This is a genomic window from Novosphingobium mathurense (assembly GCF_900168325.1).
In the GTDB taxonomy this organism is placed as follows: domain Bacteria; phylum Pseudomonadota; class Alphaproteobacteria; order Sphingomonadales; family Sphingomonadaceae; genus Novosphingobium; species Novosphingobium mathurense.
In genome coordinates, this window is the sequence record NZ_FVZE01000001.1 from 99,667 (window position 1) to 124,898 (window position 25,232).

Sequence of the window (25,232 nt, forward strand, 5' to 3'; positions counted from 1 at the left end):
CGCGCCGGGCCGCCGCTCGTGACATCTTCCTCTGTCCGCGCGCTGTGCTAAGGGCGCACGCAGGCCCCGGGCGCCGCGCCGGGCCGGATCTCCAGACGAGGATTACCTTGGCCAGTCGTACTCTTGCCGTTTCGCTTCTTTGCCTGACGTTGCTGGGCACGGCGGCCTGCGATCCGCGCCCTGTCAGCGAAGAGAACCAGGACGTCAACGCGCTGGAAGAGATCGGCAGCGAGAGCGCCTGCATCGACGAACTGTCCGATCCCGAGCTGCTGCGCTCGCAGCGCAGGGTGGACGATGCCCTGCGCAAGGCGCTGCTGGAGGGCAAGGCGCTCGATCCGGCGGCACAGGCAGCCGAGGCGCTGGAGCGCGGTGATTTTCGCCTGGCCGGGGCCCTGACGGCGAAAGGCGTGTCGACCTCGGTCTATGGGGCGCAGTGCCGGATCATGGGCGGGTTGAGCGCCCGGGCGATCCGCGCCGTGTCCTTCCTCGACCCGGTGCCGGCCGAGAAGCCCGGGCCGGATTATCTGATGCGGGCCGAGACCTTTGCGCGGGCCTACAACGCGGCAATCCTGTCCGATGAGCGCTATCCCTATGGCGACATCTGCCGGAAGTTCGACGGCAAGGTCGCGTTCGGCGAGGACGGCACCCTGCAGGTGCAGGACGCGAGGCCTTCCGATCATGCTTTCGGCTTTGCCGATCTCGGTTCGGTCCGTTCCGCGCCGACTCTGGCCGAGCTGGCGCGGCGCGGCTCGGTCAGCCGACTCGACGGCTTGCTGCGGTCCGGTCAGTATGACGTGAACACGCCCGACCTGTTCGGGATGACGCCATTGGCCTGGGCGATCGCCTATCGTCGCCGCGGCGCATCGGACCTGCTGCTGCGCGCCGAGTCGAGCCCGGGGGGCTCTCGCTGTCAGACGATCTACGACCGTCGCTCGCCGATGCAGGTGGCACGCGTGCAGCAATGGGTCGGCATGCTGCGACGCATGCAGCCGCTGGTCACCGAGGATGACTTCAACGCGCTGCAGGAACTGCCGCGTCTCTCAGATGGCGACATCGACCGGTTCAATCACGGGCTCACGCAGCTCAACGACAGCTTCGCCGCGCAGTTCAGCAAGAACCGGTATCTGACCAAGCACCGGATCTATTTCACCGTGAACAGCGAAGGCGAATCGACCGGCTGCCGCATCGAGCCTGCGACGACCTATACCGACTATGACGAGAAGATCTGCGCGCTGGGCCTCGATGTCCTGCACTGGAAGCCGGCCCGTGGCGTCTTCGGCAACGTGATCGACGGAGAGGCATCGCTGATCGTCGGGGTTCGTTCGAAGTAGGCGTCGGACGAGGCGTCGCACGAGGCGGGGGCGAAAGGGGGGTGACATTCCCCGCCCGATCCCCTAAGGGGCCGCCTTCCCATCAAGCGCGACCTAAAGCGAAAGCGAGTGCAGACTATGAAACTGAATGATATCCGCGACAACTCGGGTGCCCGTCATCGCCGTATGCGTATCGGCCGTGGCATCGGCTCGGGTAAGGGCAAGACCGGTGGCCGTGGCCAGAAGGGTGCGAAGGCACGTTCGGGTGTTTCGATCAACGGCTTCGAGGGCGGCCAGATGCCGCTCCACATGCGTCTTCCGAAGCGCGGCTTCACCAACGCCAAGTTCCGCAAGGACTACGCCGAAGTGAACCTGGGCATGATCCAGAAGGCGATCGACGCCGGCAAGCTCGACATCTCGGGCACCGTCGATCACGCCGCTCTGAAGACTGCCGGCCTGGCCCGTGGCGGCAAGGACGGCGTCCGTCTGCTCGGCAAGGGCGAACTGACCGCCAAGGTCGCCTTCAACGTCGCCGGTGCCTCGAAGGGCGCCGTCGCCGCGGTCGAGAAGGCCGGTGGTTCGGTCGTACTTCCTGCCAAGGAAGCCGCCGAAGCCTGAGGCAAGGCGATAAAGTGATCTGATGATCCGGAGAGGGCGGGCGCCAGGCGCTTCGCCCTCTCATGCTGTTCCGTCCACGGTTTTTCGAGACAGGGGTTTTCGCTCCCGCCTCGAGAACTATATGACGAGTTCCTGTCCCGGGGTTCGACAAGCCGGCATGCAGCCGCTAAGGGCGACTCCGATAAGATTCATCGAGGCATCCCTAACGTCATGGCATCTCGCGCCGACAACATCGCAAGTTCGCTCAGTCTTGCCAATTTTTCCAAGGCAACCGAACTCAAGAACCGCATCTGGTTCACGATCGGTGCGCTGATCGTCTTCCGCTTTTTGAGCTTCGTGCCGCTGCCGGGTGTGAACCCGCTGATTCTCGAATCGCTCTACAGCCAGACGCAGGGCGGCATTCTCGACCTGTTCAACACCTTTTCGGGCGGTTCGCTTTCGCGCATGAGCCTGATCGCGCTCGGCGTGATGCCCTACATCACCGCCTCGATCGTGGTGCAGCTGGCCGCTTCGCTTCACCCGGCGCTGGTCGCGCTGAAGAAGGAAGGCGAGGCCGGTCGCAAGAAGCTCAACCAGTACACCCGTTTCGGCACCGTCGGCCTTTGCGCCATCCAGGGCTACTTCCTGGCGGTCAGCCTCGAAGCCTATGGCGCGTCGAGCGGCCTGCAGGCGGTCGTCGATCCGGGCTACATGTTCCGCATCGGCGCGGTGATCTCGCTGGTGGGCGGGACGATGTTTCTGCTGTGGCTGGGTGAGCAGATCACCTCGCGCGGCATCGGCAACGGCGTTTCGCTGATCATCATGGCCGGCATTGTCGCGCAGATGCCGACTTTCGCCAGCAACCTGGGCCAGGCCTACAGCGCCGGCGACACCGGTTCGTTCCTGATCATGGCCCTGATCGTCCTGATCGTCGCGATGATCCTGATGATCTGCTTCATGGAGCGCGCGCAGCGCCGCCTGCTGATCCAGTATCCCAAGCGCGCCACGCAGCGCGGCATGATGCAGGCCGACCGCAGCCACCTGCCGCTCAAGATCAACACCGCGGGCGTGATCCCGCCGATCTTCGCCAGCTCGCTGCTGCTGCTGCCGCTCACGATCACCCAGTTCGCCGGCAATTCGCTTTCGCCGGAATCGACGATGGGCCAGGTCGTGGTGACGCTGAACCAGTACCTGGGGCACGGCAAGCCGCTCTACATGCTGCTCTACGCAGCCGGCATCGTGTTCTTCTCGTTCTTCTACACCGCTGTCGTCTTCAATCCGGAAGAGACTGCCGAGAACCTGAAGAAGAACGGCGGCTTCATCCCGGGTATCCGTCCGGGCAAGAATACCGCTACCTATCTCGACTACGTGCTGACGCGCGTGACCGTGATCGGCGCGATCTATCTGACGATCGTCTGCACGGTTCCGGAATACTTCCTGTCGATGACCGGCTTGCCGCTGCTCTTCATGGGTGGCACGAGTCTGCTGATCGTCGTCAACGTGACGGTCGATACGATCACCCAGATCCAGTCGCACCTGCTGGCGCACCAGTATGGCGACCTGATCAAGAAGGCGAAACTGAAAGGCCGCATCCGCTAAGGGGCGAGCGCCGGACAAATAATTGAGGGGTAAGGCGTGAATATCATCCTGCTGGGTCCGCCGGGAGCGGGTAAGGGCACCCAAGCACAGCGTCTCGTCGAGCGGCATGGCATGCGCCAGCTTTCGACCGGGGACATGCTGCGTGCGGCAGTCAAGGCGGAAACGCCGACCGGGCTTGAGGCCAAGGCTGTCATGGAACGTGGCGAACTGGTTTCGGACGCCATCGTCTCGGCGCTGATCGGCGACGAACTCGACGCGATGGGCCCCGATGCGGGCGCCATCTTCGACGGCTATCCCCGCACTGCCGCCCAGGCCGAATCGCTCGATGCGATCCTGTCCCAGCGCGGTCGCAAGCTCGACCGCGTGATCGAGCTGGTGGTGGACGAGGACGCGCTGGTCGAGCGCATCACGGGTCGCTTCACCTGCGCCACCTGCGGCAAGGGCTACCACGACAAGTTCGAACAGCCCAAGGTTCCCGGCACCTGCGACAAGTGCGGCGGAACCGAGTTCAAGCGCCGTCCCGACGACAACGCCGAGACCGTGCGTACCCGCATGGCCGAGTATCGTGCCAAGACCGCGCCGATCCTGCCGATCTACGAATCGCGGGGCATCGTCGCGAAGATCGATGGCATGGCGGACATGGACGACGTGACCGCGGCGATCGAAGCCGTCCTCGGCTCCTGATTGTGAGCACGGGCGAGGGGCGCCGCGCCTTGCGGTTCTGCCTCTCGCCCGTGACGCCTCTGCCGTGCGTGCGGAGGACTGCCGGAAACCTTCCAGGAGAAACGCTCCGATGAAATCCGCTGCATTCGCCCTTGGCCTGGCCCTTTTCGGAAGTGCCGTACCGGCTTCGGCGAAAGTGGCGGACGTTTCTGAGCGTGGTTTCGTGGTGCGCCACCTTGTCGAGGTCGCGGCCAGTCCGGCCAAGACCTGGGACATGATCCTCGAACCTGCCAAGTGGTGGGAATCTTCGCATACCTGGTCGGGCGACGCGGCCAACCTCTCGATCGAGGCGAAGGCGGGCGGGTGCTTCTGTGAAGTGCTGCGCAATCCCAAGTCGCCCAATGCGGCGCCGCGCGGCAGCGTCGAGCACATGCGGGTGGTCTACATCGAGAACGGCCGCGCGCTACGCATGGTCGGAGCGCTGGGGCCGCTGCAGGCCGATGCCGCCAATGGCACCCTGACGATCGAGATCAAGCCCGCCAAAGACGGGACGCAGGTCCTGCTCGAATATGTCGTGGGCGGTTTCCTGCGCACGCCGATGGACAAACTGGCCCCGGCAGTGGACGGCATGCTCGGCGCCCAGTTGGCGAGCCTCGCCGGAAAGCTGGGCGGTTCTTTTTCGGCCGCATTCCCGCTGCCGGAAGACAGGCCCGTCGAGAAGCCGCAAGCGGAAAAGGCCGGTCCGCCGGAGCCGCCTGCTACCGCCGGCGCGGAAATAATCGGTCGCTGAAGGAGGGCGCGCGTTTTGGCATATTTTGACTGCGCGCCATGGATACGGTAGGAAGTGAACACTGGTTGAGCGCTGGCCGCCATACAATGGCGGACACGGCACCGTTTCTCGTCCGCTGGACGTTGACAGGTGCTGCGAATCGTTTTAAGCGCGCCCTTCACTCGAAAACCACGGTAGTCCGGATGGCTCACACCACGCGTGTTAAAGGCATCGTGTGGCACGCCCTCTGGGCTTTTGCCGTTTCATCGGAATTCGGGTGGCAAGCGTTGAGATGGAAGGCGTCCAAGCGTCTTCTGTGGAGCATGGAGATTTAAGTGGCTCGTATTGCCGGGGTAAACATCCCCACCAACAAGCGCGTTATCATCGCGCTCACGTATATCCACGGTATCGGTCGTACCAAGGCCGTTGAGATCGCCGACAAGCTCGGCATCGATCACACCCGTCGTGTTCAGGACCTCTCGGACGCCGAAGTGCTCCAGATCCGTGAAACCATCGACGCCGACCACCTGGTCGAGGGTGACCTTCGTCGCGAAACCGCGATGAACATCAAGCGCCTCATGGACCTCGCCTGCTATCGCGGCCTGCGTCACCGTAAGGGTCTGCCCGTTCGCGGCCAGCGCACCCACACGAACGCCCGTACCCGCAAGGGTAAGGCAAAGCCGATCGCCGGCAAGAAGAAGTAAGCCTGACGGGCCGCCTCGGCCCTCGGTTTCCGCAGCGATTTATCGACAGGATACACGGACATGGCACGCGAACCCCAGCGCATTAAGCGCCGCGAACGCAAGAACATCACGAGCGGCATTGCGCACGTCAATGCGAGCTTCAACAACACCATGGTGACCATCACCGACGCCCAGGGCAACGCGATTTCGTGGTCCTCGGCCGGCATGATGGGCTTCAAGGGCAGCCGCAAGTCGACTCCCTACGCCGCGCAGGTCGCCGCTGACGACGCCGGTAAGAAGGCCGCCGAACACGGCGTGCGCACCCTCGAGGTCGAGGTCAAGGGCCCCGGTTCGGGCCGCGAGAGCGCGCTGCGCGCCCTGCAGGCCGTCGGCTTCACGATTACCTCGATCCGCGACGTGACACCGATCCCGCACAACGGTGTCCGCCCCTCGAAGCGCCGCCGCGTCTGATCGAGTTATTCCGGGCGACGAACCGGTCGTCGCCCGGCTTTCGGATCGTCCCAGGCCTTTCCAACCGGCCTGCGGGCGTAACCGCCATCGAAATCCCAGGGGAAGTCCATGACTGTCAACATCAAGAACTGGCAGGAACTCAAGAAGCCGAACAGCCTTGAGATCAAGCCGGGACCAGACCCCAAGCTTAAGGCGACTTTCGTTGCCGAACCTCTCGAGCGCGGCTTCGGCCTGACTCTCGGAAACGCGCTGCGTCGCGTGCTGCTCTCCTCGCTTCAGGGCGCAGCGATCACCTCGATCAAGATCGAGAACGTGCTTCACGAGTTCTCGTCGCTTGCCGGCGTGCGTGAAGACGTCACGGACATCGTCCTGAACGTCAAGCAGATCGCGCTCAAGATGCAGGGCGAAGGCCCGAAGCGTCTTCAGCTTTCGGCTACCGGCCCGGCCGAGGTCAAGGCTGGCGACATCGCCGTCTCGGGTGACATCGAGGTCATGAACAAGGACCTCGTGATCTGTCACCTCGACGAAGGTGCGACGCTGAACATGGAACTGACCGCCGACACCGGCAAGGGCTACGTCCCCGCCGTCGGCAACCGTCCCGTCGATGCGCCGATCGGCCTGATCCCGGTTGACTCGCTCTATTCGCCGGTTCGCCAGGTCAGCTACAAGGTCGAGAACGCCCGCATCGGGCAGGAACTCGACTTCGACAAGCTGAGCCTGAGCGTCGAGACCGACGGCACGGTGACCCCGGAAGATGCGGTGGCCTATGCCGGTCGCATTCTTCAGGACCAGCTCGCGCTGTTCGTCCACTTCGAGGACATCGCACCGGTTGGTGCTCCGCAGATGATCGGCATGGCCGCTGCGCAGCCCGAGGAAAGCGACACCAACCAGCTCAACCGTTACCTTCTCAAGAAGGTCGACGAGCTCGAGCTGTCGGTGCGTTCGGCGAACTGCCTCAAGAACGACAACATCATCTACATCGGCGATCTCGTGCAGAAGACCGAGGCCGAGATGCTCCGTACGCCGAACTTTGGTCGCAAGTCGCTCAACGAGATCAAGGAAGTCCTTTCCTCGATGGGCCTGCGCCTCGGCATGGACATCCCGGGCTGGCCGCCCGAGAACATCGAAGAGATGGCCAAGAAGCTCGAACAGGAGCTCCTTGGATAAGGAACCAGTCGACCCGGCGAGAGCCGGGTCGATGCTTTGGGCGAAAGGTGGCGGCCCTGACGGCCACCTGGATCGGGCTACCTCACACGGGCCCCCTACGAACGGAGAAAGAATATGCGTCACAAGCACGGTCAGCGTAAGCTGCAGCGCACCTCGGGCCACCGCGCCGCCCTTCTGCGCAACATGGCTGCAGCGCTCATCAAGCACGAGCAGATCCAGACCACCACGCCCAAGGCGAAGGAACTGCGTCCCTACATCGAAAAGCTCATCACGCTCGCGAAGCGCGGTGGCCTTTCGAACCGTCGTCTGGCCCACTCGCGCCTGCTCGACGAGACCCAGGAAAAGAAGCTCTTTGAAGTTCTGGCCGAGCGTTACGCCGGTCGCAACGGTGGCTACACCCGCATCATCAAGGCCGGCATCCGCGCTTCGGACGCCGCCCCGATCGCGATCATCGAGCTCGTCGACCGCGACGTCGACGCCAAGGGCCAGGATTCGGGTCCGGTGATGAACGAAGCCGAGGAATACGCCGAGGCCTGAGCCCGGTCGCATTCATCGACAAGATTGCGTGAGCGGTCGCGGGTGCTAGACTCGCGGCCGCTCTTGCGTTTGGGATTGGGAGAGAACGATGCGGCGCCTCAAGGCAGTCGCACTGGGTTGCTTGCCTCCTCTGAGAGGGGCGTTGTCGCTGGCGTTGCCCTTGTCGCTGGCGCTGTCGACGCCCATCTGGGCCGGGACCATGCCTGACCAGACCTATCCGGAAACCCGCCGCGACGAGATCGTCGAAGCCCACTTCGGCGAGAAGATCGCCGATCCCTACCGCTGGCTGGAGGCCGATGTCCGCCAGTCGCCCGAGGTGGCCGATTGGGTGGCGCGTGAGAACGCGGTGACCGAGGACTACCTCTCCGGCCTGCCGCAACGCGCACGCTTCGCGCAGCGCATCCGCGAGATCATGGACTACGAGCGCTACGGCCTGCCGGACAAGGCGGGGCAGCGCTATTTCTATACCCGCAATTCCGGCCTGCAGGCGCAATCGCAGCTCTTCGTGCGCAAGGGGCTGCACGGCAAGCCGAAGCTCCTGCTCGACCCCAATACCTGGGCTGCTGACGGCGCCACGGCGCTGGATGCCTGGGAGCCATCCGAAAAGGGGCATTACCTGCTCTACAGCGTGCAGGACGGCGGCAGCGACTGGCGCATCCTGCGCGTACTCGACGTGCGCAGCGGTCAGTTGCTGGACGACGAAGTGCGCTGGGCCAAGTTTACCGGCCTGTCCTGGGTCGGTGAGGAGGGCTTCCTCTATTCGCGCTTTCCCGAGCCGGACGAAGGGGCGGCATTCCAGGGTCTGAACTACAACCACACGGTCTACTTCCATCGCCTGGGAACGGCGCAGTCCGAGGATGAGCTGGTCTACGCGACACCCGATCATCCGGAGTACAATCACTTCGCGCGGGTCACGCAAGACGGCAGGCTGGCGGTCATCACCACGTCTGTGGGCACCGATGCGCGCTACGAAGTCTCGGTGATCGATCTCGCCAAGCGGGATAGGCAGGGCTGGAAGGCGCGCAAGATCGTTTCCGGCTTTACCGACGACTGGCGTCTCGTTGAAGGTTCCGGGCTGCACCTTTGGTACGTCACCAACAAGGACGCGCCGCGCTACCGGCTTGTCGGCATCGACCTGTCGGAGGACGATCCGAAATGGACCGAACTGGTTGCGGAGCGTTCGGACATCCTGGAGCGTGCAGGCATCGTCGGCGACCGGCTCGTGCTCAACTACATGCGCAACGCGGCCAGCCATGCCGAGATCATCGGTCTCGACGGGCGCCCGGGACGCACGATCACGCTGAACGGATATGGCACGGCCTCCGGCTTTCGTGGCCGGCCGGGCGATCCCGAGACGTTCTACGCCTTCTCCAGTTTCAACTGCCCTGCGGCGATCTACCGCATGAACATCGCGTCGGGCGAGACCGAGCCTTTTGCCGAGCCCAAGCTGTGCTTCGATCCGCAGGACTATTCGGTGGAGCAGCGCTTCTTCAAGTCGAAGGACGGCACGAGGGTGCCGATGTTCGTTGTACGCGGCAAGAAAGTGGCGCGGCTGAACCGGCCGGTGCCGACGCTGCTTTATGGCTACGGCGGTTTCGATGTCTCCTTGACCCCGGGCTTTTCGGCCGTTCGCCTGGCATGGCTGGAGGCGGGCGGGGCCTTTGCGCTCGCGAACCTGCGCGGTGGGGGCGAGTACGGGCGCGAGTGGCACGATGCCGGGCGGCGCGCGAACAAGCAGAACGTGTTCGACGACTTCATCGCCGCCAGCGAGTACCTGATCGACGAGGGCATCGCGAAGAAGGACGGGCTTGCCATCCAGGGCGGCTCCAACGGCGGCCTCCTGGTCGGCGCGGTGGTCAACCAGCGGCCCGATCTCTACGCCGCGGCAGTGGCGCAGGTGGGCGTGATGGACATGCTGCGCTTCGACCGCTTCACCGCCGGGCGCTATTGGGTGGACGACTACGGCTATCCCGACAGGGAAGCGGATTTTCGCGTCCTGCGTTCCTATTCGCCTTACCACAACATCCGCAGCGGGGTGGACTACCCGGCGATCCTCGTGACCACGGCCGACACCGACGACCGCGTCGTGCCCGGGCACTCGTTCAAGTATACGGCGGCGCTGCAGGCGGCCGATATCGGCGACAAACCGCACCTGATCCGCATCGAGACGCGGGCCGGGCACGGTTCGGGCAAGCCCACCGACAAGGCGATAGAGGAGGGCGCGGACATTCTGGCCTTCATAGCCCGCTGGACCGGGCTGGCGCTTCCGTTGCAACGTTGATGTTCAGGAATCTGCCATTTTGGCTGAACGTTGGCTGTAGCCAAGGTTCAGCGTCACCTCATGGCCGAATGGCTAGAACCTTCTCATGCCCGGACATGGCGTCCGGTCGAGAAAGGAAACGAAGCCATGGAAATGTTCACCAGGAAAATGGTCGGCACCGTGGCCGCCGGTGCCATGGCGGTTGCGACGGCCACCCCGGCATTGGCCCGGGATCACGGCGGCGGGATCGACACCGGGGATGTGATCGCCGGCGCGCTCGTTATCGGCGGGATCGCTGCGGTGGCAGCGGCTGCAAGCAGTGGGAACGACCGCTACGACTATCGCTACGACCGCGATCGCAGGGGGCGCTACGACTACGGCCGTTATGGCTATGGCCGTGGCCTGAGCGCGCGCGATGCCGTGCAGCAGTGCGTGCGCACCGCCGAACGCGCGGCCAACCGTTACAGCTATGGCGGCCGCGCCAAGGTTACCGACGTGCGCAATGTCGATCGCAAGAGCTACGGCTACAAGGTCAAGGGCCGCATCGCGGTCAACGGCATGGGTCGCCACTGGCGCTCGGGCGACCATGACTACGGCCGGGGCTGGAACCGCGACTACAGGGGCTGGAACAGCTCGCTGCGCGGCTACGATTCCGGCTCGTTCGAGTGCAAGGTCGATTATCGCGGCGGTATCCGCGACCTCGACTTCAAGGGCATTCGCGGCCTGTAACTTTTGCGACGAGCCGACAGGCTGAGAGGGTAGGCGGTTCATGCCGAAGAAAGCATGGACCGCCTATTTCTTGGCCATGATGGGCGGCGCGGATCGTGCGCGCCGGACGTGGGATGGACCTGCCATGAAGACCTTCCGTTCACGCATAGCCGTTTCGCTGGCCGCCGCTGCAGTCCTGTCCATGAGCGCGACGCCGGTCTTCGCCCGCGGCTACGGCGATTGGGGGGGCTACCGCCATCACCACCATGGTCGCGGTCTCGATGGCGGGGACGTTCTGGCCGGGCTGCTGATCGTGGGCGGCATTGCCGCCATTGCCAGCGCCGCCAGCAAGTCCTCGAAGAACAAGCGGGTTGAGGAACCCTACCGCTATCCCGGCGGGCCCGACTACGACGCCCCCGAGGATCGCGGTTATGGCAACGTCCCGCGTGAGGAGCGGGGCAATCCGCGTGATTATCCAGAAGGCGCGCGCTCGAACGACAGCTTCGACGACATGGTGGCGAGCTGCGCCGACGAGATCGAGCGCGGCGAGCGTCGCATCGATACCGTCGACAATGTCGCGCGCATGGGGGATCGCTACAGCGTCGAGGGCCGCCTTGAAGACGGCCGCGACTTCGCCTGCAGCATCGACCGCGACGGGCGCGTGCGTTCGGTAGCGGTCGACGGCCACGCCCTGATCTGACCCCGGTTGCCCAGGCCAAGGCCCGCTCCGGACGAGCGGCCCAGGCCGATCAGTCTTCCGCAGGGCCGGCATGGCCGGGCAGGGCGATCGACCAGTGGATCGCCGCGCCGCGCAAGGTAAAGCCGGCCAGCACCGCGATTGCCCAGGTCACTTGCGCCGACAGCCCGAGCGCGATGCCGAGACCGGCCAGTGCGGCCGAGAGTGCAGCGGCGGTCACGTAAAGTTCCGGGCGCATCAGGATCGAGGGCTGGCCGGCCAGGACATCGCGCACGATGCCGCCGACGCAGCCGGTGATGACGCCCATCATGATCGCCGGGACGGTGGGCACGCCCCAGGCCAGCGCCTTGATCGTGCCGAACACCGCATATGTCGCCAGACCCAGCGCATCGGCCCATTCCAGCAGCTTGCCCTCCCACCAGCGTACCGGCGTGAACCACGCGATCAGGGCGACGGCAAAGCAGACGGGCGCGACGAGCGGGTCCTGAATCCAGAATACCGGCGCCCCGATCAGCAGGTCGCGCACCGAACCGCCGCCGACGCCGGTGATGAGCGCGAAGAAGGCCACGGTCACGAAAGTCTGCCGCAGGCGTGCGGCCGCCAGCGCGCCGGTCAGCGCGAAGACGGCAATGCCCAGCAGGTCGAGCATCGGCGGCAGGGCAGGGACGGGCGGCGGCGCTATCGCGGAAATCATCGGCGTCATGCCCGTCCCTTAGCACCATCCACAGGACAGGGCAGGGGCCTTGCGTCGTCATGGCAGGGCGCTAAGTCTCCAGACCGGTCACACACAAGCAACGGACATTCCCCCCATGCCCGCAAGAAACAGAACCCCCGCAACGGAAAAGACGTCCGCGTCCAGGCTGACGCGCTTCTCGCTCCTTCCTCTCCTGCTCGCCGGTGCGGCGTGCACGCAGGCCCCCGGCGAAGTCGCGTCGGCGCCGCCGCCCGCTACCCGTCCGATCCCGGCCGAGGCGGATGGCGACTACAACCTGCTGGCCCAGAAGGAAAAACTGGCGACGATCCGGATGGATGTCGAGACCGGCTTCCTCAATCAGGAACAGCGCGACGTCGTCAACCTGCTGATCAAGGCCTCGGACCTGATGAGCGAGATCTACCTGCGCCAGCGCTATGCCGAAAACCCGCAGGTGCGCCGCGCGGTCTCGATGAACCGCCGGGCCGACCGCGACCTGCTGGTCGAGATGTTCGACCGCAACTTCGGCCCCTGGGACGAACTGGCCGAACTCCACCCCTTCTGGGGATCGACCCCGATGCCCGAAGGCGCAGGCTTCTATCCCGAGGACCTGACGCGCGAGGCACTGGAAGCCTATATCGCGGCCCATCCCGACCAGAAGGACGCGCTGCTCAGCCCCTACACTGTGGTGAAGCGCGATGGCGACAGGCTCGTCGCAGTGCCGTACTCGGTCGAGTACAGGCAGTGGCTGGAGCCTGCCGCGCAGTTGCTGGAGCAGGCCGCCGCACGCACCGGCAATCCCAGCCTGAAGAAGTTTCTCTCCCTGCGCGCTAGGGCCTTTCGCACCGACGACTATTTCGAGAGCGAGCTGGCCTGGATGGACCTGACCGGCACGCCCATCGAAGTCGCCATCGGGCCCTACGAAGTCTATACCGACCGCCTGATGGGCGCGAAGACCGCCTTCGAGAGCTTCGTGACGCTCAAGGACCCGCAGGAGTCCGCCGCGCTCGCCAAGTACAAGAACTATCTCAAGGACATGGAAGCCAATCTTCCCATCGAGGATCGGTACAAGAACTTCCAGCGCGGCTTCGCCAGCCCGATCGCGGTGGCCGAGCAGGTCCACGGCGGGGGCGACAATGTGCCCGGCGTCCAGACCATCGCCTTCAACCTGCCCAACGACGAGCGCGTGCGCGAGGCCAAGGGCGCGAAGAAGGTGATCCTGTCCAACGTGCTGGGCGCCAAGTTCGAACGCATCCTCAAGCCGATGGGCTCGCTGGTGCTCGAACCCGATCAGGCCGCGCGCGTCGACAAGAAGTACATGCAGTTCGAGACGCTGTTCCATGAACTGTCGCACAGCCTCGGGCCGGGCACGATCGTGGTGAACGGCGAGACGACAACGGTCGACAAGATGCTCAAGGAACAGGGTTCGGCGCTCGAAGAGGCCAAGGCCGATGTTGCAGGGGTCTGGAACATCCTGCTGATGATGCGCAAGGGAGAGATCCCGGAGGCGGAGAAGCCGCAGCTCTTCGCGACCTACTTTACCGGCATCTTTCGCGCGGTGCGCTTCGGCGCGGTCGAGGCGCACGGCAAGGGCGCAGCGCTGCAATACGCCTATCTGCAGGACAAGGGCGCGTTCCGCTGGAACGAGGCCGCGGGCCGCTACGTAATCGATGACGCGAAGATGGAAGCGGGCGTTCGCGACCTCCTGCATGACATCCTGATGCTGCAGGCCAATGGCGACTACGAAGGGACGAAGGCCTTCATGGGCAAGTGGGCGAAGCTCGATGCCCATGCCGAAGCCGCCGTCGCTTCGATGGCATCGCTGCCGGTGGATATCCGGCCGATCTATCCCGACGCGATCTGATCGAGGTCCGAGAGAGGCGTCTCTTCCCCCGGATAAATTCCCGCCACCCCGGATCGTGTCCGGGGTGGCGGGAGATCATCATAGTCGAAATATGCTGTCCAGCGCCCCTCAGGGGCGCATGACGACGCGTCCGAAGGGTTGGCCTTCCATGACGAAGCGATGCGCTTCCTCGACCTCGCACAAGGCGAATTCATGCTCGATCGGCATCTGGATTTCGCCCCGGGCAGCGCTTTCGAGCAATTCCGATACGACGGCATGGCCGCGCGGGGTGTGCATGGCATGGGCGATCGAAATGCCGGCGACGTTCAGCCCGTGCATGATCATCTCCAGATAGCCGAACTGGGGCATCCGGGCGCTGGCGACACCGGCAATCGCGTAGCGGGCTCCCGGACGCACGGTCTGGACGATGGAATCCTTTTCCATGCCGGCGCCGGAGTCGATGACGAGGTCGAAGCCCTTGCCGAAGGTGATTTCACGGAAGCGCTTGACCCGGTCGGGATCGCGATAATCGATGGCATGGTCCAGCCCGAGCGGGGCGATGCGAGACAGGCGTTCGTCGCCAAGGGCGGTGCCGGTGACCTTGGCGCCCGCGGCCTTGGCAAGCTGGACCGCGGCGATGCCGACGCCCAGCGTCGCGCCGTGGACCAGCACGTCCATGCCCGGCCGGACCTGCCCGAAGGCATGGAGGCTGTCGTGCGCGGTACCGAAGGTGAGCGGGACGACGGCGGCAAGGGCAAGGTCCATGCCTTCGGGAACGTGCCAGACGCTGCCCTGCGGCGCGGCGAAAAGCTCGGCATGGCTGCCGCCGAAATTGAAGCCGACGACGCGGTCGCCGATGCGAAAGCCGGTGACGGTGCTGCCCAGTGCTTCAACCGTGCCCGCCGCCTGGCATCCGGCGATATGCTGCTGATCTTCGAAAGGGATCAGGTGTCGGCAGACCATGTCCATCCCCTCGACGGAAATGTAATCTACCCGGATCAGCACGGCGTCTTCGGCCAACTGCGGATCGGGCACGGATCCGTAGCGCAGGACCTCCGGTCCGCCGTTTTCCTGATAGTAGGCCGCCTTCACCCCAATCCCTCTGCAATGCTTTGCAACATGTTAAATAGGAACGGGGTTATAATCACTTCAAGTGACATATCAGCAATTTAACTTAGCTGGGTTAGCAAATTCTGTGGACGGCTTCCGGTCTTCGCCCGCCGATCAGTCGCGCGCGAAAAGCTGGCCGAGATCCGCGAAGGCTTTCATTTCAATGGCATTTCCCGATGGATCGCGAAAGAACATCGTCGCCTGCTCGCCGGGCTGACCGGGAAAGCGCACGTGCGGGGCGATGACGAATTCCATGCCGCCTGCGGTCAGCCGATCCGCCAGTTCGTGCCATTGGTCTAGCGTGAGGACCACGCCGAAGTGCGGGACGGGGACGTCATGGCCATCGACCGGGTTTGCGCCGGCGTCGGGCGGGGTCATGTCCGGCACGCAATGGGCAACGATCTGGTGTCCGAAGAAGTCGAAGTCGATCCACTCGTCGCTGCTGCGCCCTTCCGGACAGCCCATCAGGTCGCCCCAGAAGCTCCGGGCGGCCGCAAGGTCGTGGACGGGGAAGGCGAGGTGGAACGGGCGCAGCGACATGGCGGCAGAGTTACGGGCAAGGCACGGTGAGGCCAAGCGCGATCTGCGCTCCGACTGGCCTGTCAGGGCGCTGCGTATTCCTCCGCCCGGACCTGGCGCGCAAGCTTGCGTCGGCCGAAGCGGGCGATCACGGCGCGGCCCAGCGACTGTCCCGGACGCTCCACCAGCCGATAGGTCGCATAGGCCAGCCCATAGGCGATGGGCGCGGTGATCGCGAAAGTCAGGGCGAAGCGGGCGGCTGCGGGGATGTCCTGCGCCCATCCCTCGATGGTCCAGGCGGCCACGCGGTGGAGGATCAGCAGATGGACGAGGTAGACCCCGTAGGACAGTTCGCCCAGCCAGTGGAACGGCGGTGCGCCCAGCAGCCGGGAGAGCCGGTCGATCCACGGTATCGCCCGCCAGTGCACCAGCGCGAAGAAGCCGAGGAAGATGCCCTCGCGCACGACGAGATGGAGCAGGTCGGTCTTGCCGCCGACCGGGATGGCCACCAGCGCGGCGGCAACGACGAGGCAGGCCCCCGCATTTCTCTCCAGCGCCGCCGCGATCAGCATGCCGGCCGCGAACAGGTGCATCTTGAGCGGCAGGAAGGAGGGCATCGGATAGGCTGCGCCCAGCGTCCCCGTCAGCAGGGCGATCGATACCGCGAGGATCGAGACGCACAGCGCGGTTCCGATCCAGCCGAGCCGGCCGGCAAGGAGCACGGCGAAGGGAAACACCGCGTAGAACTGCATCTCCAGCCCCAGGCTCCAGTCGGGCAGGGGGGTGCGGAAGGCATATTCGGGCAGGATTCCGAACAGGTAGGTTACGTGAAGCAGGACGTTCGAGGCGCTGGCGTCGGTATAGCGTTCCGGCGCCTGCAGGGGCTGGCCGAGGAAGCTATCGATCAGGACGCGGTCGGCGTAGATCGCCTTGCCCGCCAGCAGCGCGGCGGCGAGCAGGACGAAATAGAGCGGGGAGATCCGGAAGAAGCGCCGGGTCCAGAAGGCAGCCCAGGTGGCGGGGCGCACCCAGTCTTCCCTGTCCTTTCGCAGCTGGAACTGGAAAGTCATCAGGAAGCCGGACAGCAGGATGAACAGGTCGACGCCCAGGTCCGGCTTGCCGAGGATCGGGAGGGAAAAACCGGTAAGGATCAGGCAATGGCCGATCAGTACCCACAGCGCGGCAAGGCCGCGCAGGCCGTCGAGACATTCGATCCTGTTCAAACGCTACTCCTGCCCTGCGCCGTGGGGCCTCTTGCGGCGGTGCGACCCGCGATCCGGGCCGGTGCAGGGCATCGCCCCGGGGCCGGCCCCGGAAAGCGAACTCGCCGATCGGGGCGGCGCATTCCATCGGCTTTCGACCGGTGGAGGCGCAGCCTCGGGTAAACGAGTGGCGAGAGAATGCGTTCATCGGCTCGCCGCGCGCAGGCAAGCATTCGGCGCGCGGCGAGTGTCCCGGGAATCCCCCGCAGGCTGGCCCTGCGGGGGCAAGGGGTTAAAGGGAGACGCGCGCGTAGGCGCTCAGGCGTTCGCCGGTGCCCTTGTCGCCATATTCCACGGCTGCGGCGCGGTGCCGGTCGATCGAGGTGTCCGAGTAGAGCACGCCCACCGCAATCGGCCCGAAGCTCTGCTCGGCGCCCACGTACCAGTTGGCGTAGTTGCCGTCCGGACGCAGGCGCGTGCTCCTGGCATCGCCGTTCGAATTGCCGAACGCATAGCCGCCGCCGGCATAGGCGGTGATCGGCGTGCCGGGCAGGCCGACGCCAAGGTCGGCGCCGGCATGGCCATAGCTGCCGCCGATGGCATCCTGAGACGGCGCGTAGCTGACACTCAGGGCCAGTTGTGCCGGTCCCAGCGTGCGGGCGGCGCGCCCTTCCAGTTCCACGTAGTCCAGGTTCTTCGCGCCATCATCGGCCCCGGCAAACAGGTGACCGGCAATCCCTGCGGAAAGATCCCAGCCCGCCGCCGAGGTGGAATAGCGCGGGGCGATGGTGAAGCCCCAATCGCTGCCGCCGTGACGCCGGCTGCCGCGCAGGGTGGCGACGCTGGCCGAGATCGAGAGATCATGGCTCAGGGCGAGCGTGCCTTCGGCGCGCAGGGCCGGGGCGCTGTCGCTCCAGCTCAGGCCGTCCTCGCGATAGTCGGTCGTGGCCTCGATGCTGGCGCCGGTCTGCTCCATGGATTGCGCACAGGCCGGGGCGGATGCGAGGATGAGCGGCAAGGCAACGGCAAGGGCGTAGTGTGGGTTAAGGGACAAGTCTTTTCCTTGGTTCGATTCAATTGACGGCCAGCGAACGCACCGCCTCGATGGCGGCAAGCGCAGACGGGCGGTCCGCTTCTGCAGCAGAGGCGAGGAATTTCAAGATCTTCCCGTGATGTGCGGCCACCAGCTTCTCGAGACGTTCCGTTGCGTTCGCGCAGGGGCCGTATGCGGTCTGTCCGAGAACCTTGGTGGGGGCAATCGTGCTGGTCAGCGCCGGCGTGTTCGCGCCCATCTTGATGTGGCGCTCGACGGAGACGGTAGCGGTGAGATCGCAGCGGGTGCTGTGGGCGCGGGTGGGGGCGCCCGTCCTGCGGACCTTCGCATCGGTCTCGATCACGCCGCGATACTCAACGGCATGGTTCGCACCGCTGTGGTGGATGTCGATGGAGTGGGTGGGAGCGGTTGCAGCGGCGAGGGCAAGCGGAATCAGGGCCAGCGACATATCAATCCATCTCTATCTGCTTAAAAATCAGGCAAGAGTGATCAAAAAATGATCATGCCCCGGATAGAGCCGCTTCAATTCCCGATTGTTTCCCGAAAGTCTCGTTGTCGTGCTGCACGCGATCCGCACCGGTAGCCGAAAAGACAAAAGGCCGGCGCTGCGGGGCAGCACCGGCCTTCATGTCAGTCTGCGATGGACGGTCAGATGTGGATCGGCTTGCCCGTCACTGCCATCGCCGCTTCCTTGATCGCTTCCGAATGGGTCGGGTGCGCGTGGCAGGTGTAGGCGATGTCTTCGCTGGTGGCGCCGAATTCCATGGCCTGCGCGGCCTGGGCGATCATCGTGCCGGCGACCGAGGCGATGCACCACACGCCGAGCACGCGGTCGGTCTCGGCATCGGCGATCACCTTCACGAAGCCGTCGGGCTCGTGGTTGGTCTTCGCGCGCGAATTGGCGAGCATCGGGAACTTGCCGACCTTGACCGCACCGCGTTCCTTGGCCGCTTCCTCGGTCAGGCCGACGCCGGCGATCTCGGGGAAGGTGTAGACGACGCCGGGGATGACATCGTGGTTCACGATGCCGGTCAGGCCCGCGATGTTCTCGGCTACGGCAATGCCTTCGTCCTCGGCCTTGTGCGCGAGCATCGGGCCGGGGATGACGTCGCCGATGGCCCAGACGCCGTCGACCTTGGTCGCGAAGTCGTGGTCGGTCTCGATCTGGCCGCGCTGGTTCAGCTCAAGCCCGATCTTGTCGAGGCCGAGGCCCTCGGTGTTGGGACGACGGCCGATCGAAACGAGTACCGCGTCGGCCTCGATCACTTCTGCATCGCCGCCAGCGGCAGGCTCGACGGTGACCTTGGCCTTCTTGCCCTTCACCTCGACGCCGGTCACCTTGGTGCCCAGCTTGAGCGTCATGCCCTGCTTCTTGAACAGCTTGCCCGCTTCCTTGCGGACTTCGCCGTCCATGCCGGGCAGGAGCTGGTCGAGGAATTCGACGACGGTCACTTCCGCGCCGAGACGGCGCCAGACCGAGCCGAGCTCGAGGCCGATCACGCCGCCGCCGATGACGACCATCTTCTTGGGAACCGAGGCCAGTTCCAGCGCGCCGGTGGAATCGACGACGACGCCCTTGTCATTGTCGATCTCGACGCCGGGCAGGGGCGTGACCGAGGAGCCGGTGGCGATGACGATGTTCTTGGCGGTCACCGACTTGCCGGCGACTTCGACGGTGTGCGCGTCCCTGAACTGCGCATAGCCCTTGAGCCAGTCGATCTTGTTCTTCTTGAACAGGAACTCGATGCCGCCGGTCAGGCCCTTCACCGAATCCCGGCGCTGGCCGTGCATGGCCTCCAGGTCGAGTTCGGGCGTGACCTTGACGCCCAGCTTGGTCATCGCGCCGCTGGCGGCCTGCTCGAAGTATTCCGAGGCATGGAGCATCGCCTTGGAGGGAATGCAGCCGACGTTGAGGCACGTGCCGCCCAGCGTCTCGCGCCCTTCGGCGCAGGCGGTCTTGAGGCCGAGCTGTGCGGCGCGGATAGCGGCAACGTAGCCGCCCGGGCCGGCACCGATGACAAGGACGTCGTAATCGTAATCAGCCATGTGAGGCCTCCGTACGCTCGTGCCCGAAGCAGGTGCGGCACGAGGGGAAAATAGTCATTTCAGCACAAGTGAAAACCCCGCCCGGTCCGTCGATCCTCGAAGGTGGGCGGGGTGATCGGGATCAAAGGTCGATCAGGAGACGGGTGGGATCCTCGATCGCTTCCTTGATGGTCTTGAGCGCGGTGACCGCCTCGCGACCGTCGATGATGCGGTGATCGTAGGACAGGGCGATGTACATCATCGGACGGATGACGATTTCGCCGTTGCGCACGACCGGACGGTCCTCGATGCGGTGGAGGCCCAGCACTGCCGACTGCGGCGGGTTGATGATCGGGGTCGACATCAGGCCGCCGAACACGCCGCCGTTGGAAATCGTGAAGGTACCGCCCTTCATGTCTTCCATGGTCAGCGTGCCTTCCTTGGCGCGCTTGCCGTAGTCGGCGATGGCCTGCTCGATTCCGGCGAAGCCCAGCTTGTCGCAGTCGCGCACGACCGGAACGACGAGGCCGTTCGGGGCCGAGACCGCGATCGAGATGTCGACGTAGTCGTGATAGACGATCTCGTCGCCGTCGATCTGCGCGTTGACCGCCGGGATGTCCTTGAGCGCAAGGACCGAAGCCTTGGCGAAGAAGGACATGAAGCCGAGCTTGATGCCGTGCTTCTTGGCAAAGACGTCCTTGTACTTCTCACGCGCTTCCATGACTGCCGACATGTCGACGTCGTTGAAGGTGGTGAGGAGGGCGGCATTGTCCTGCGCGCTCTTGAGGCGCTTGGCGATGGTCTGGCGCAGGCGCGTCATCTTGACGCGTTCTTCCTTGCGCGCCGGCGCTGCAGCGGCGACCGGAGCGGCCGAGGCAGGCGCGGAAGCCGGCTTGTTCCTGGCGGCCGCGATCACGTCGTCCTTGGTGATGCGCCCGTCCTTGCCGGTGCCCTTGATGGTCGAGGGATCGATGCCGTATTCCAGCACCGCGCGGCGCACGGCCGGCGAGAGGACCGAGGCGCCCGAGAGGGCCTCTTCGGCGGCGACCGGCGCGGCTGCCGGTGCAGCAGCGGCGGGAGCCGGCGTTTCGGCCTTGGCCGCGGCTTCCTTCTTTGGAGCCGGGGCGGCGCCCGAACCTTCCTCGATGGTGGCGATCAGCGCACCGACGGTGACGGTGTCGCCTTCGGCGGCGAGCTGCTGGCCCATGGTGCCGGCGTGCGGCGCCATGACGTCGATGGCGACCTTGTCGGTCTCGAGGCTGGCGATCGGCTCGTCAGCGGCAACCGCCTCGCCGGGCTGCTTGAGCCACTGGCCGATGGTGGCCTCGGATACGGATTCGCCGAGCGTGGGGACCTTGACTTCGGTGGACATGGGTTATCTCAAGCCTTCTGCTTGCGTCGGAGTTCGTCACGGACGGAAAGGTGGAGTGCTTCGGCCACCAGCGCAGCCTGTTCGGCGGCATGGCGCTTGGCAAGGCCGGTTGCGGGCGAGGCCGAAGCGTTGCGGCCCGCGTAGCGCGGACGGCACGAGGATACGCCGGCTTCCTTGGCGGATTCCTCGATCAGCGATTCGACGAAGAACCACGCGCCGTTATTCTTCGGCTCTTCCTGGCACCAGACGATCTCCTCGAGGTTCTTCATGCGCGAGAGGCGCAGGGCCAGCGGTTCGCCCGGGAAGGGGTAGAGCTGCTCGATGCGGATGATCTGGGTGTCGTCGATCTCGTTCTGGTCGCGCGCTTCGAGCAGGTCGTAGGCGACCTTGCCCGAACACAGGATGACCTTCCTGGTGTTCTCGTCGCTCGGCGCCTTCGGGTCCGACAGGATGCGGAAGAAGTGGCCTTCGCCCACGAAGTCCGAAGCCGGAGACTTCGCCATCGGATGGCGCAGCAGCGACTTGGGCGTCATGATGATCAGCGGCTTGCGGAACGGACGGTGCATCTGCCGGCGCAGCACGTGGAAGTAGTTGGCCGGGGTGGTGATGTTGCACACCTGGATGTTGTCCGAGGCGCAGAGCTGCAGGTAGCGCTCGAGGCGGGCCGAGGAGTGTTCCGGACCCTGGCCTTCGTAGCCGTGCGGCAGCAGCATCACGAGGCCGTTGGCGCGCAGCCACTTGGCTTCCGATGCGGCGATGTACTGGTCGATGATGATCTGCGCGCCGTTGGCGAAGTCGCCGAACTGCGCTTCCCACAGGACCAGGGTCTTCGGATCGGCGCTGGCATAGCCGTACTCGAAGCCGAGCACGCCATATTCCGAAAGCGTCGAGTTCAGCACCTCGAAGCTGCCGTGGGGCAGGGTGTCGAGCGGGGTGTACTTGCGCTCGGTCTTCTGGTCGACCCAGACGGCATGACGCTGCGAGAAGGTGCCGCGTTCGCAGTCCTGTCCGGACAGGCGCACGCCGTAGCCTTCGGAGACGAGGCTGCCGAAAGCGAGCGCTTCGGCCGTGGCCCAGTCGAAGCCTTCGCCGGTCTTGAACATCTCGTCCTTCGCCTGGATCACGCGGGCGAGGGTCTTGTGGATGGTCAGGTCATCGGGAACCGTGGTCAGCGTGCGTCCGAGGCTGTCGAACAGCTTGCCCTCGATGCCGGTGTGCACGTTGCGGCGTGCTGTTTCCGGATCGACCGGCTTGTTGAAGCCGCTCCAGCGCCCGCCGAACCAGTCGGCATGGTTGGCCTTGTAGGTCTTGGCCGCCTCGAATTCCTCTTCGAGGTGATTGTTGAAGGCTTCCACCGTCTCGGCAAGGAAGGCGTCATCGATCACGCCTTCGGCCTTCAGGCGCTCGGCGTAGATGGTGCTGACCGAGGGGTGCTTCTTGATCTGCGCGTACATCAGCGGCTGCGTGAAGCTGGGCTCGTCGCCTTCGTTATGGCCGAAGCGGCGGTAGCACCACATGTCGATCACGATGTCGCGGCCGAAAGTCTGGCGATAGTCGATCGCCAGCTTGCAGGCGAAGGTCACCGCGGCCGGATCGTCGCCGTTGACGTGCAGGATCGGCGCCTGGACACCCTTGGCGACATCGGTCGGGTAGGGCGAGTTGCGCGCGAAGTTCGGCGTCGTGGTGAAGCCGATCTGGTTGTTGATGACGAAGTGGATGCAGCCGCCGGTGTTGTAGCCGGCAACGCCCGAAAGGCCGAAGCATTCCCAGACCACGCCCTGGCCCGCGAAGGCCGCGTCGCCGTGGATCAGCACCGGCAGGACCTGCTTGTGCTTGGCGCCGGGACCGACATCGTCGCCGATGTCGTCGTGGAAGACCTGATAGGCGCGGACCTTGCCGAGCACGACCGGGTCCACCGTTTCGAGGTGGGAGGGGTTGGGCATCAGGCTCATGTGGACCTTGATGCCGTCGAACTCGCGGTCCGTCGAAGTGCCCAGGTGGTACTTCACGTCGCCCGAACCGCCGACGTCCTCGGGGTTGGCGGTGCCGCCGGAGAATTCGTGGAAGATGACCTTGTAGGGCTTGGCCATCACGTTGGCGAGTACGTTGAGGCGGCCGCGGTGGGCCATGCCGTAGACGATCTCCTTGACGCCCTGGGCGCCGCCGTACTTGATCACCGACTCCAGCGCCGGGATCATCGATTCACCGCCGTCGAGGCCGAAGCGCTTGGTGCCGACGTACTTCTTGCCGAGGAACTTCTCGTACTGTTCGCCGCGCACGACGGCCTGAAGGATCGCCTTCTTGCCCTCGGGGGTGAACTCGATTTCCTTGTCGGCGCCTTCCATCCGATCCTGGAGGAAACGGCGTTCCTCGACATCGGCGATGTGCATGTATTCGAGGCCGACCTTGCCGCAGTAGTTGGCGCGCAGGATCTGCACCAGTTCGCGCACGGTGGTCCACTCGAGGCCGAGGTTGCCGCCGACGAAGACCGGACGGTCGAGCGCGTCGCCGGTGAAGCCGTGGTACTCGGGGGTGAGGTCTTGCGGCAGCTTGCGCTGGTTGAGGCCGAGCGGGTCGAGGTCCGCCGCCAGGTGACCGCGCACGCGATAGGTGCGGATCAGCATCATGGCGCGGATCGCGTCGGCGGCAGCCTGGTCGAGGCTGGCCTGATCGACCTTCTTGCCGCCCTTGGCGGCGGCCTTCTCGATCTGGACCTTGAGGGCCGTGGGATCGAGGCCCTGGGTGAGGTCGTCCTCGAACTCGGCGCCTACGCGCGGCCAGTTGTTGCGCTGCCAGCTCGGTCCGGGCTGGGGGCCGTCCATGCCGAGGTCCGGAGTGAAATCGAGATTTTCGTTGCCCATCGGAATCACCTTACCTCGTCGGATTAACAGCCCGACGTTACCGAGCAATCAGTTGGAAGCCGGCTGGTTCCCGGGGAGGAAAACCTGGCTGGCCATCTATGCAGTTAAAATTCTGCCTGTACTTGGCGACCCGGCGCATGGCCAGGCGGGGCGTGCCCCGCCAGACACATGCGCCGACCTGATCGTCAGGCGAATTCCTTGAGGGCTTCCACAAGGGTTTCACCGAGCAGCGAGGGGCTGGCCGCAACGCGGATGCCAGCTTCTTCCATGGCTGCGATCTTGTCTTCGGCGCCGCCCTGGCCGCCCGAGACGATGGCACCGGCGTGGCCCATGCGGCGTCCCGGAGGGGCGGTGCGGCCCGCGATGAAGCCGGCCATCGGCTTCTTGCGGCCACGCTTGGCCTCGTCCTTGAGGAACTGCGCGGCTTCTTCTTCGGCCGAGCCGCCGATTTCGCCGATCATGATGATCGACTTGGTCTCGTCGTCGGCGAGGAAGAGTTCGAGCACGTCGATGAAGTTGGTGCCGTTGACCGGGTCGCCGCCGATGCCGACTGCGGTGGTCTGGCCAAGACCGGCGTTGGTGGTCTGGAATACGGCTTCATAGGTCAGCGTGCCCGAGCGCGAGACCACGCCGACCGAACCCTTCGAGAAGATGTTCGCGGGCATGATGCCGATCTTGCATTCACCGGGAGTGAGCAGGCCGGGGCAGTTCGGGCCGATGAGGCGCGACTTCGAACCGGTCAGGGCGCGCTTGACGCGGACCATGTCGAGCACCGGAACGCCCTCGGTGATGGCGACGATCAGTTCGATTTCGGCATCGATGGCTTCGAGGATCGCATCGGCGCAGCCCGAAGGCGGAACGTAGACGCACGAAGCGTTGGCGCCGGTCACGGCCTTGGCTTCGGCGACCGTGTCGAACTGGGGCAGGCCCAGATGGTCGGTGCCGCCCTTGCCGGGGGTGACGCCGGCAACCATCTGCGTGCCGTAGTCGAGCGCGGCCTGCGTGTGGAAGCTGCCGGTCTTGCCGGTCATGCCCTGGGTTATGACCTTGGTATTCTTGTCGACGAGAATGGACATGGATCTTTTCCTGTTCCT

Annotated in this window: 23 protein-coding genes; 13 read left to right on the top strand and 10 right to left on the bottom strand. The window is 65.1% G+C overall.

Annotated elements, in window-relative coordinates:
• The first annotated feature begins 107 nt into the window (after nucleotides 1–107).
• The 12 genes from B5483_RS00565 to B5483_RS00625 all read left to right on the top strand — a co-directional run bounded on the left by B5483_RS00565 (nucleotide 108) and on the right by B5483_RS00625 (nucleotide 11,464).
• Complete coding sequence (locus tag B5483_RS00565; RefSeq protein ID WP_139383877.1) at nucleotides 108–1,331, top strand: ankyrin repeat domain-containing protein; 1,224 nt, start codon at nucleotides 108–110, stop codon at nucleotides 1,329–1,331.
• A gap of 117 nt (nucleotides 1,332–1,448) precedes the next feature.
• The gene (gene rplO / locus B5483_RS00570; RefSeq protein WP_054945223.1) at nucleotides 1,449–1,928 is read left to right on the top strand and encodes a 50S ribosomal protein L15; all 480 of its coding nucleotides are present in this window, start codon (nucleotides 1,449–1,451) and stop codon (nucleotides 1,926–1,928) included.
• Between the two features lie 210 nt (nucleotides 1,929–2,138).
• Nucleotides 2,139–3,506 carry a preprotein translocase subunit SecY gene (gene secY, locus B5483_RS00575; RefSeq protein WP_054945222.1) on the top strand — a complete coding sequence of 456 codons (1,368 nt, stop codon included), beginning with the start codon at nucleotides 2,139–2,141 and terminating at the stop codon, nucleotides 3,504–3,506.
• Between the two features lie 36 nt (nucleotides 3,507–3,542).
• Nucleotides 3,543–4,190, top strand: coding sequence for an adenylate kinase (locus B5483_RS00580; protein WP_054945221.1), 648 nt, complete (start codon nucleotides 3,543–3,545; stop codon nucleotides 4,188–4,190).
• A gap of 109 nt (nucleotides 4,191–4,299) precedes the next feature.
• Entirely contained in the window at nucleotides 4,300–4,959 is a 660-nt protein-coding gene (locus B5483_RS00585; RefSeq protein WP_054945220.1) for an SRPBCC family protein, read from the top strand.
• Between the two features lie 314 nt (nucleotides 4,960–5,273).
• On the top strand, nucleotides 5,274–5,642 hold the full coding sequence (rpsM, locus tag B5483_RS00595) for a 30S ribosomal protein S13 (protein WP_007011847.1): 369 nt from the start codon (nucleotides 5,274–5,276) through the stop codon (nucleotides 5,640–5,642).
• 60 nt (nucleotides 5,643–5,702) lie between these two features.
• The gene (gene rpsK, locus B5483_RS00600) at nucleotides 5,703–6,092 is read left to right on the top strand and encodes a 30S ribosomal protein S11 (protein ID WP_007011846.1); all 390 of its coding nucleotides are present in this window, start codon (nucleotides 5,703–5,705) and stop codon (nucleotides 6,090–6,092) included.
• Between the two features lie 108 nt (nucleotides 6,093–6,200).
• Nucleotides 6,201–7,259, top strand: a complete 1,059-nt coding sequence (locus tag B5483_RS00605) for a DNA-directed RNA polymerase subunit alpha (RefSeq protein WP_054945218.1) — start codon at nucleotides 6,201–6,203, stop codon at nucleotides 7,257–7,259.
• Nucleotides 7,260–7,373: 114 nt separating this feature from the next.
• The gene (gene rplQ / locus B5483_RS00610) at nucleotides 7,374–7,796 is read left to right on the top strand and encodes a 50S ribosomal protein L17 (RefSeq protein WP_079729170.1); all 423 of its coding nucleotides are present in this window, start codon (nucleotides 7,374–7,376) and stop codon (nucleotides 7,794–7,796) included.
• A gap of 199 nt (nucleotides 7,797–7,995) precedes the next feature.
• The gene (locus tag B5483_RS00615) at nucleotides 7,996–10,077 is read left to right on the top strand and encodes a prolyl oligopeptidase family serine peptidase (protein WP_245828769.1); all 2,082 of its coding nucleotides are present in this window, start codon (nucleotides 7,996–7,998) and stop codon (nucleotides 10,075–10,077) included.
• A 30-nt stretch (nucleotides 10,078–10,107) separates the two neighbouring features.
• Complete coding sequence (locus B5483_RS00620; RefSeq protein WP_342743627.1) at nucleotides 10,108–10,785, top strand: hypothetical protein; 678 nt, start codon at nucleotides 10,108–10,110, stop codon at nucleotides 10,783–10,785.
• A 40-nt stretch (nucleotides 10,786–10,825) separates the two neighbouring features.
• Entirely contained in the window at nucleotides 10,826–11,464 is a 639-nt protein-coding gene (locus B5483_RS00625) for a hypothetical protein (RefSeq protein WP_245828770.1), read from the top strand.
• A 49-nt stretch (nucleotides 11,465–11,513) separates the two neighbouring features.
• On the opposite strand, the gene B5483_RS00630 is transcribed toward B5483_RS00625, so the two are convergent.
• Complete coding sequence (locus B5483_RS00630) at nucleotides 11,514–12,164, bottom strand: trimeric intracellular cation channel family protein (RefSeq protein ID WP_054945178.1); 651 nt, start codon at nucleotides 12,162–12,164, stop codon at nucleotides 11,514–11,516.
• A 106-nt stretch (nucleotides 12,165–12,270) separates the two neighbouring features.
• Between B5483_RS00630 and B5483_RS00635 the strand changes: the two genes are divergently transcribed.
• Nucleotides 12,271–14,016, top strand: coding sequence for a dipeptidyl-peptidase 3 family protein (locus tag B5483_RS00635; RefSeq protein WP_079729172.1), 1,746 nt, complete (start codon nucleotides 12,271–12,273; stop codon nucleotides 14,014–14,016).
• A gap of 108 nt (nucleotides 14,017–14,124) precedes the next feature.
• Here the strand turns inward: B5483_RS00635 and B5483_RS00640 are convergent, their stop codons facing one another.
• From B5483_RS00640 to sucD, 9 genes are all read right to left on the bottom strand, one after another.
• Nucleotides 14,125–15,087, bottom strand: coding sequence for a quinone oxidoreductase family protein (locus tag B5483_RS00640; protein ID WP_079729173.1), 963 nt, complete (start codon nucleotides 15,085–15,087; stop codon nucleotides 14,125–14,127).
• A gap of 132 nt (nucleotides 15,088–15,219) precedes the next feature.
• On the bottom strand, nucleotides 15,220–15,645 hold the full coding sequence (locus B5483_RS00645) for a VOC family protein (RefSeq protein ID WP_054946835.1): 426 nt from the start codon (nucleotides 15,643–15,645) through the stop codon (nucleotides 15,220–15,222).
• Between the two features lie 62 nt (nucleotides 15,646–15,707).
• Nucleotides 15,708–16,847, bottom strand: a complete 1,140-nt coding sequence (locus tag B5483_RS00650; protein ID WP_079729174.1) for an acyltransferase family protein — start codon at nucleotides 16,845–16,847, stop codon at nucleotides 15,708–15,710.
• 271 nt (nucleotides 16,848–17,118) lie between these two features.
• The gene (locus B5483_RS00655; RefSeq protein ID WP_139383878.1) at nucleotides 17,119–17,880 is read right to left on the bottom strand and encodes a TorF family putative porin; all 762 of its coding nucleotides are present in this window, start codon (nucleotides 17,878–17,880) and stop codon (nucleotides 17,119–17,121) included.
• Between the two features lie 19 nt (nucleotides 17,881–17,899).
• Nucleotides 17,900–18,328, bottom strand: coding sequence for a hypothetical protein (locus B5483_RS00660; protein ID WP_079729175.1), 429 nt, complete (start codon nucleotides 18,326–18,328; stop codon nucleotides 17,900–17,902).
• Nucleotides 18,329–18,528: 200 nt separating this feature from the next.
• Complete coding sequence (lpdA, locus tag B5483_RS00665) at nucleotides 18,529–19,926, bottom strand: dihydrolipoyl dehydrogenase (RefSeq protein WP_054946831.1); 1,398 nt, start codon at nucleotides 19,924–19,926, stop codon at nucleotides 18,529–18,531.
• Between the two features lie 121 nt (nucleotides 19,927–20,047).
• Nucleotides 20,048–21,277 carry a 2-oxoglutarate dehydrogenase complex dihydrolipoyllysine-residue succinyltransferase gene (gene odhB / locus B5483_RS00670; protein WP_054946830.1) on the bottom strand — a complete coding sequence of 410 codons (1,230 nt, stop codon included), beginning with the start codon at nucleotides 21,275–21,277 and terminating at the stop codon, nucleotides 20,048–20,050.
• Between the two features lie 8 nt (nucleotides 21,278–21,285).
• Entirely contained in the window at nucleotides 21,286–24,138 is a 2,853-nt protein-coding gene (locus B5483_RS00675; RefSeq protein ID WP_079729821.1) for a 2-oxoglutarate dehydrogenase E1 component, read from the bottom strand.
• A gap of 185 nt (nucleotides 24,139–24,323) precedes the next feature.
• Nucleotides 24,324–25,214, bottom strand: a complete 891-nt coding sequence (gene sucD, locus B5483_RS00680; protein WP_054946828.1) for a succinate--CoA ligase subunit alpha — start codon at nucleotides 25,212–25,214, stop codon at nucleotides 24,324–24,326.
• Between the last annotated feature and the right edge of the window lie 18 nt (nucleotides 25,215–25,232).

Coding starts and splice junctions, on each gene's coding strand:
- odhB (WP_054946830.1), bottom strand. CDS start 21,277: ATGTCCACCGAAGTCAAGGTCCCCACGCTCGGCGAATCCGTATCCGAG.
- B5483_RS00675 (WP_079729821.1), bottom strand. CDS start 24,138: ATGGGCAACGAAAATCTCGATTTCACTCCGGACCTCGGCATGGACGGC.
- rpsK (WP_007011846.1), top strand. CDS start 5,703: ATGGCACGCGAACCCCAGCGCATTAAGCGCCGCGAACGCAAGAACATC.
- sucD (WP_054946828.1), bottom strand. CDS start 25,214: ATGTCCATTCTCGTCGACAAGAATACCAAGGTCATAACCCAGGGCATG.
- B5483_RS00645 (WP_054946835.1), bottom strand. CDS start 15,645: ATGTCGCTGCGCCCGTTCCACCTCGCCTTCCCCGTCCACGACCTTGCG.
- secY (WP_054945222.1), top strand. CDS start 2,139: ATGGCATCTCGCGCCGACAACATCGCAAGTTCGCTCAGTCTTGCCAAT.
- B5483_RS00615 (WP_245828769.1), top strand. CDS start 7,996: ATGCCTGACCAGACCTATCCGGAAACCCGCCGCGACGAGATCGTCGAA.
- B5483_RS00635 (WP_079729172.1), top strand. CDS start 12,271: ATGCCCGCAAGAAACAGAACCCCCGCAACGGAAAAGACGTCCGCGTCC.
- B5483_RS00660 (WP_079729175.1), bottom strand. CDS start 18,328: ATGTCGCTGGCCCTGATTCCGCTTGCCCTCGCCGCTGCAACCGCTCCC.
- B5483_RS00585 (WP_054945220.1), top strand. CDS start 4,300: ATGAAATCCGCTGCATTCGCCCTTGGCCTGGCCCTTTTCGGAAGTGCC.
- lpdA (WP_054946831.1), bottom strand. CDS start 19,926: ATGGCTGATTACGATTACGACGTCCTTGTCATCGGTGCCGGCCCGGGC.
- B5483_RS00630 (WP_054945178.1), bottom strand. CDS start 12,164: ATGACGCCGATGATTTCCGCGATAGCGCCGCCGCCCGTCCCTGCCCTG.
- rplQ (WP_079729170.1), top strand. CDS start 7,374: ATGCGTCACAAGCACGGTCAGCGTAAGCTGCAGCGCACCTCGGGCCAC.
- B5483_RS00605 (WP_054945218.1), top strand. CDS start 6,201: ATGACTGTCAACATCAAGAACTGGCAGGAACTCAAGAAGCCGAACAGC.
- rplO (WP_054945223.1), top strand. CDS start 1,449: ATGAAACTGAATGATATCCGCGACAACTCGGGTGCCCGTCATCGCCGT.
- B5483_RS00625 (WP_245828770.1), top strand. CDS start 10,826: ATGCCGAAGAAAGCATGGACCGCCTATTTCTTGGCCATGATGGGCGGC.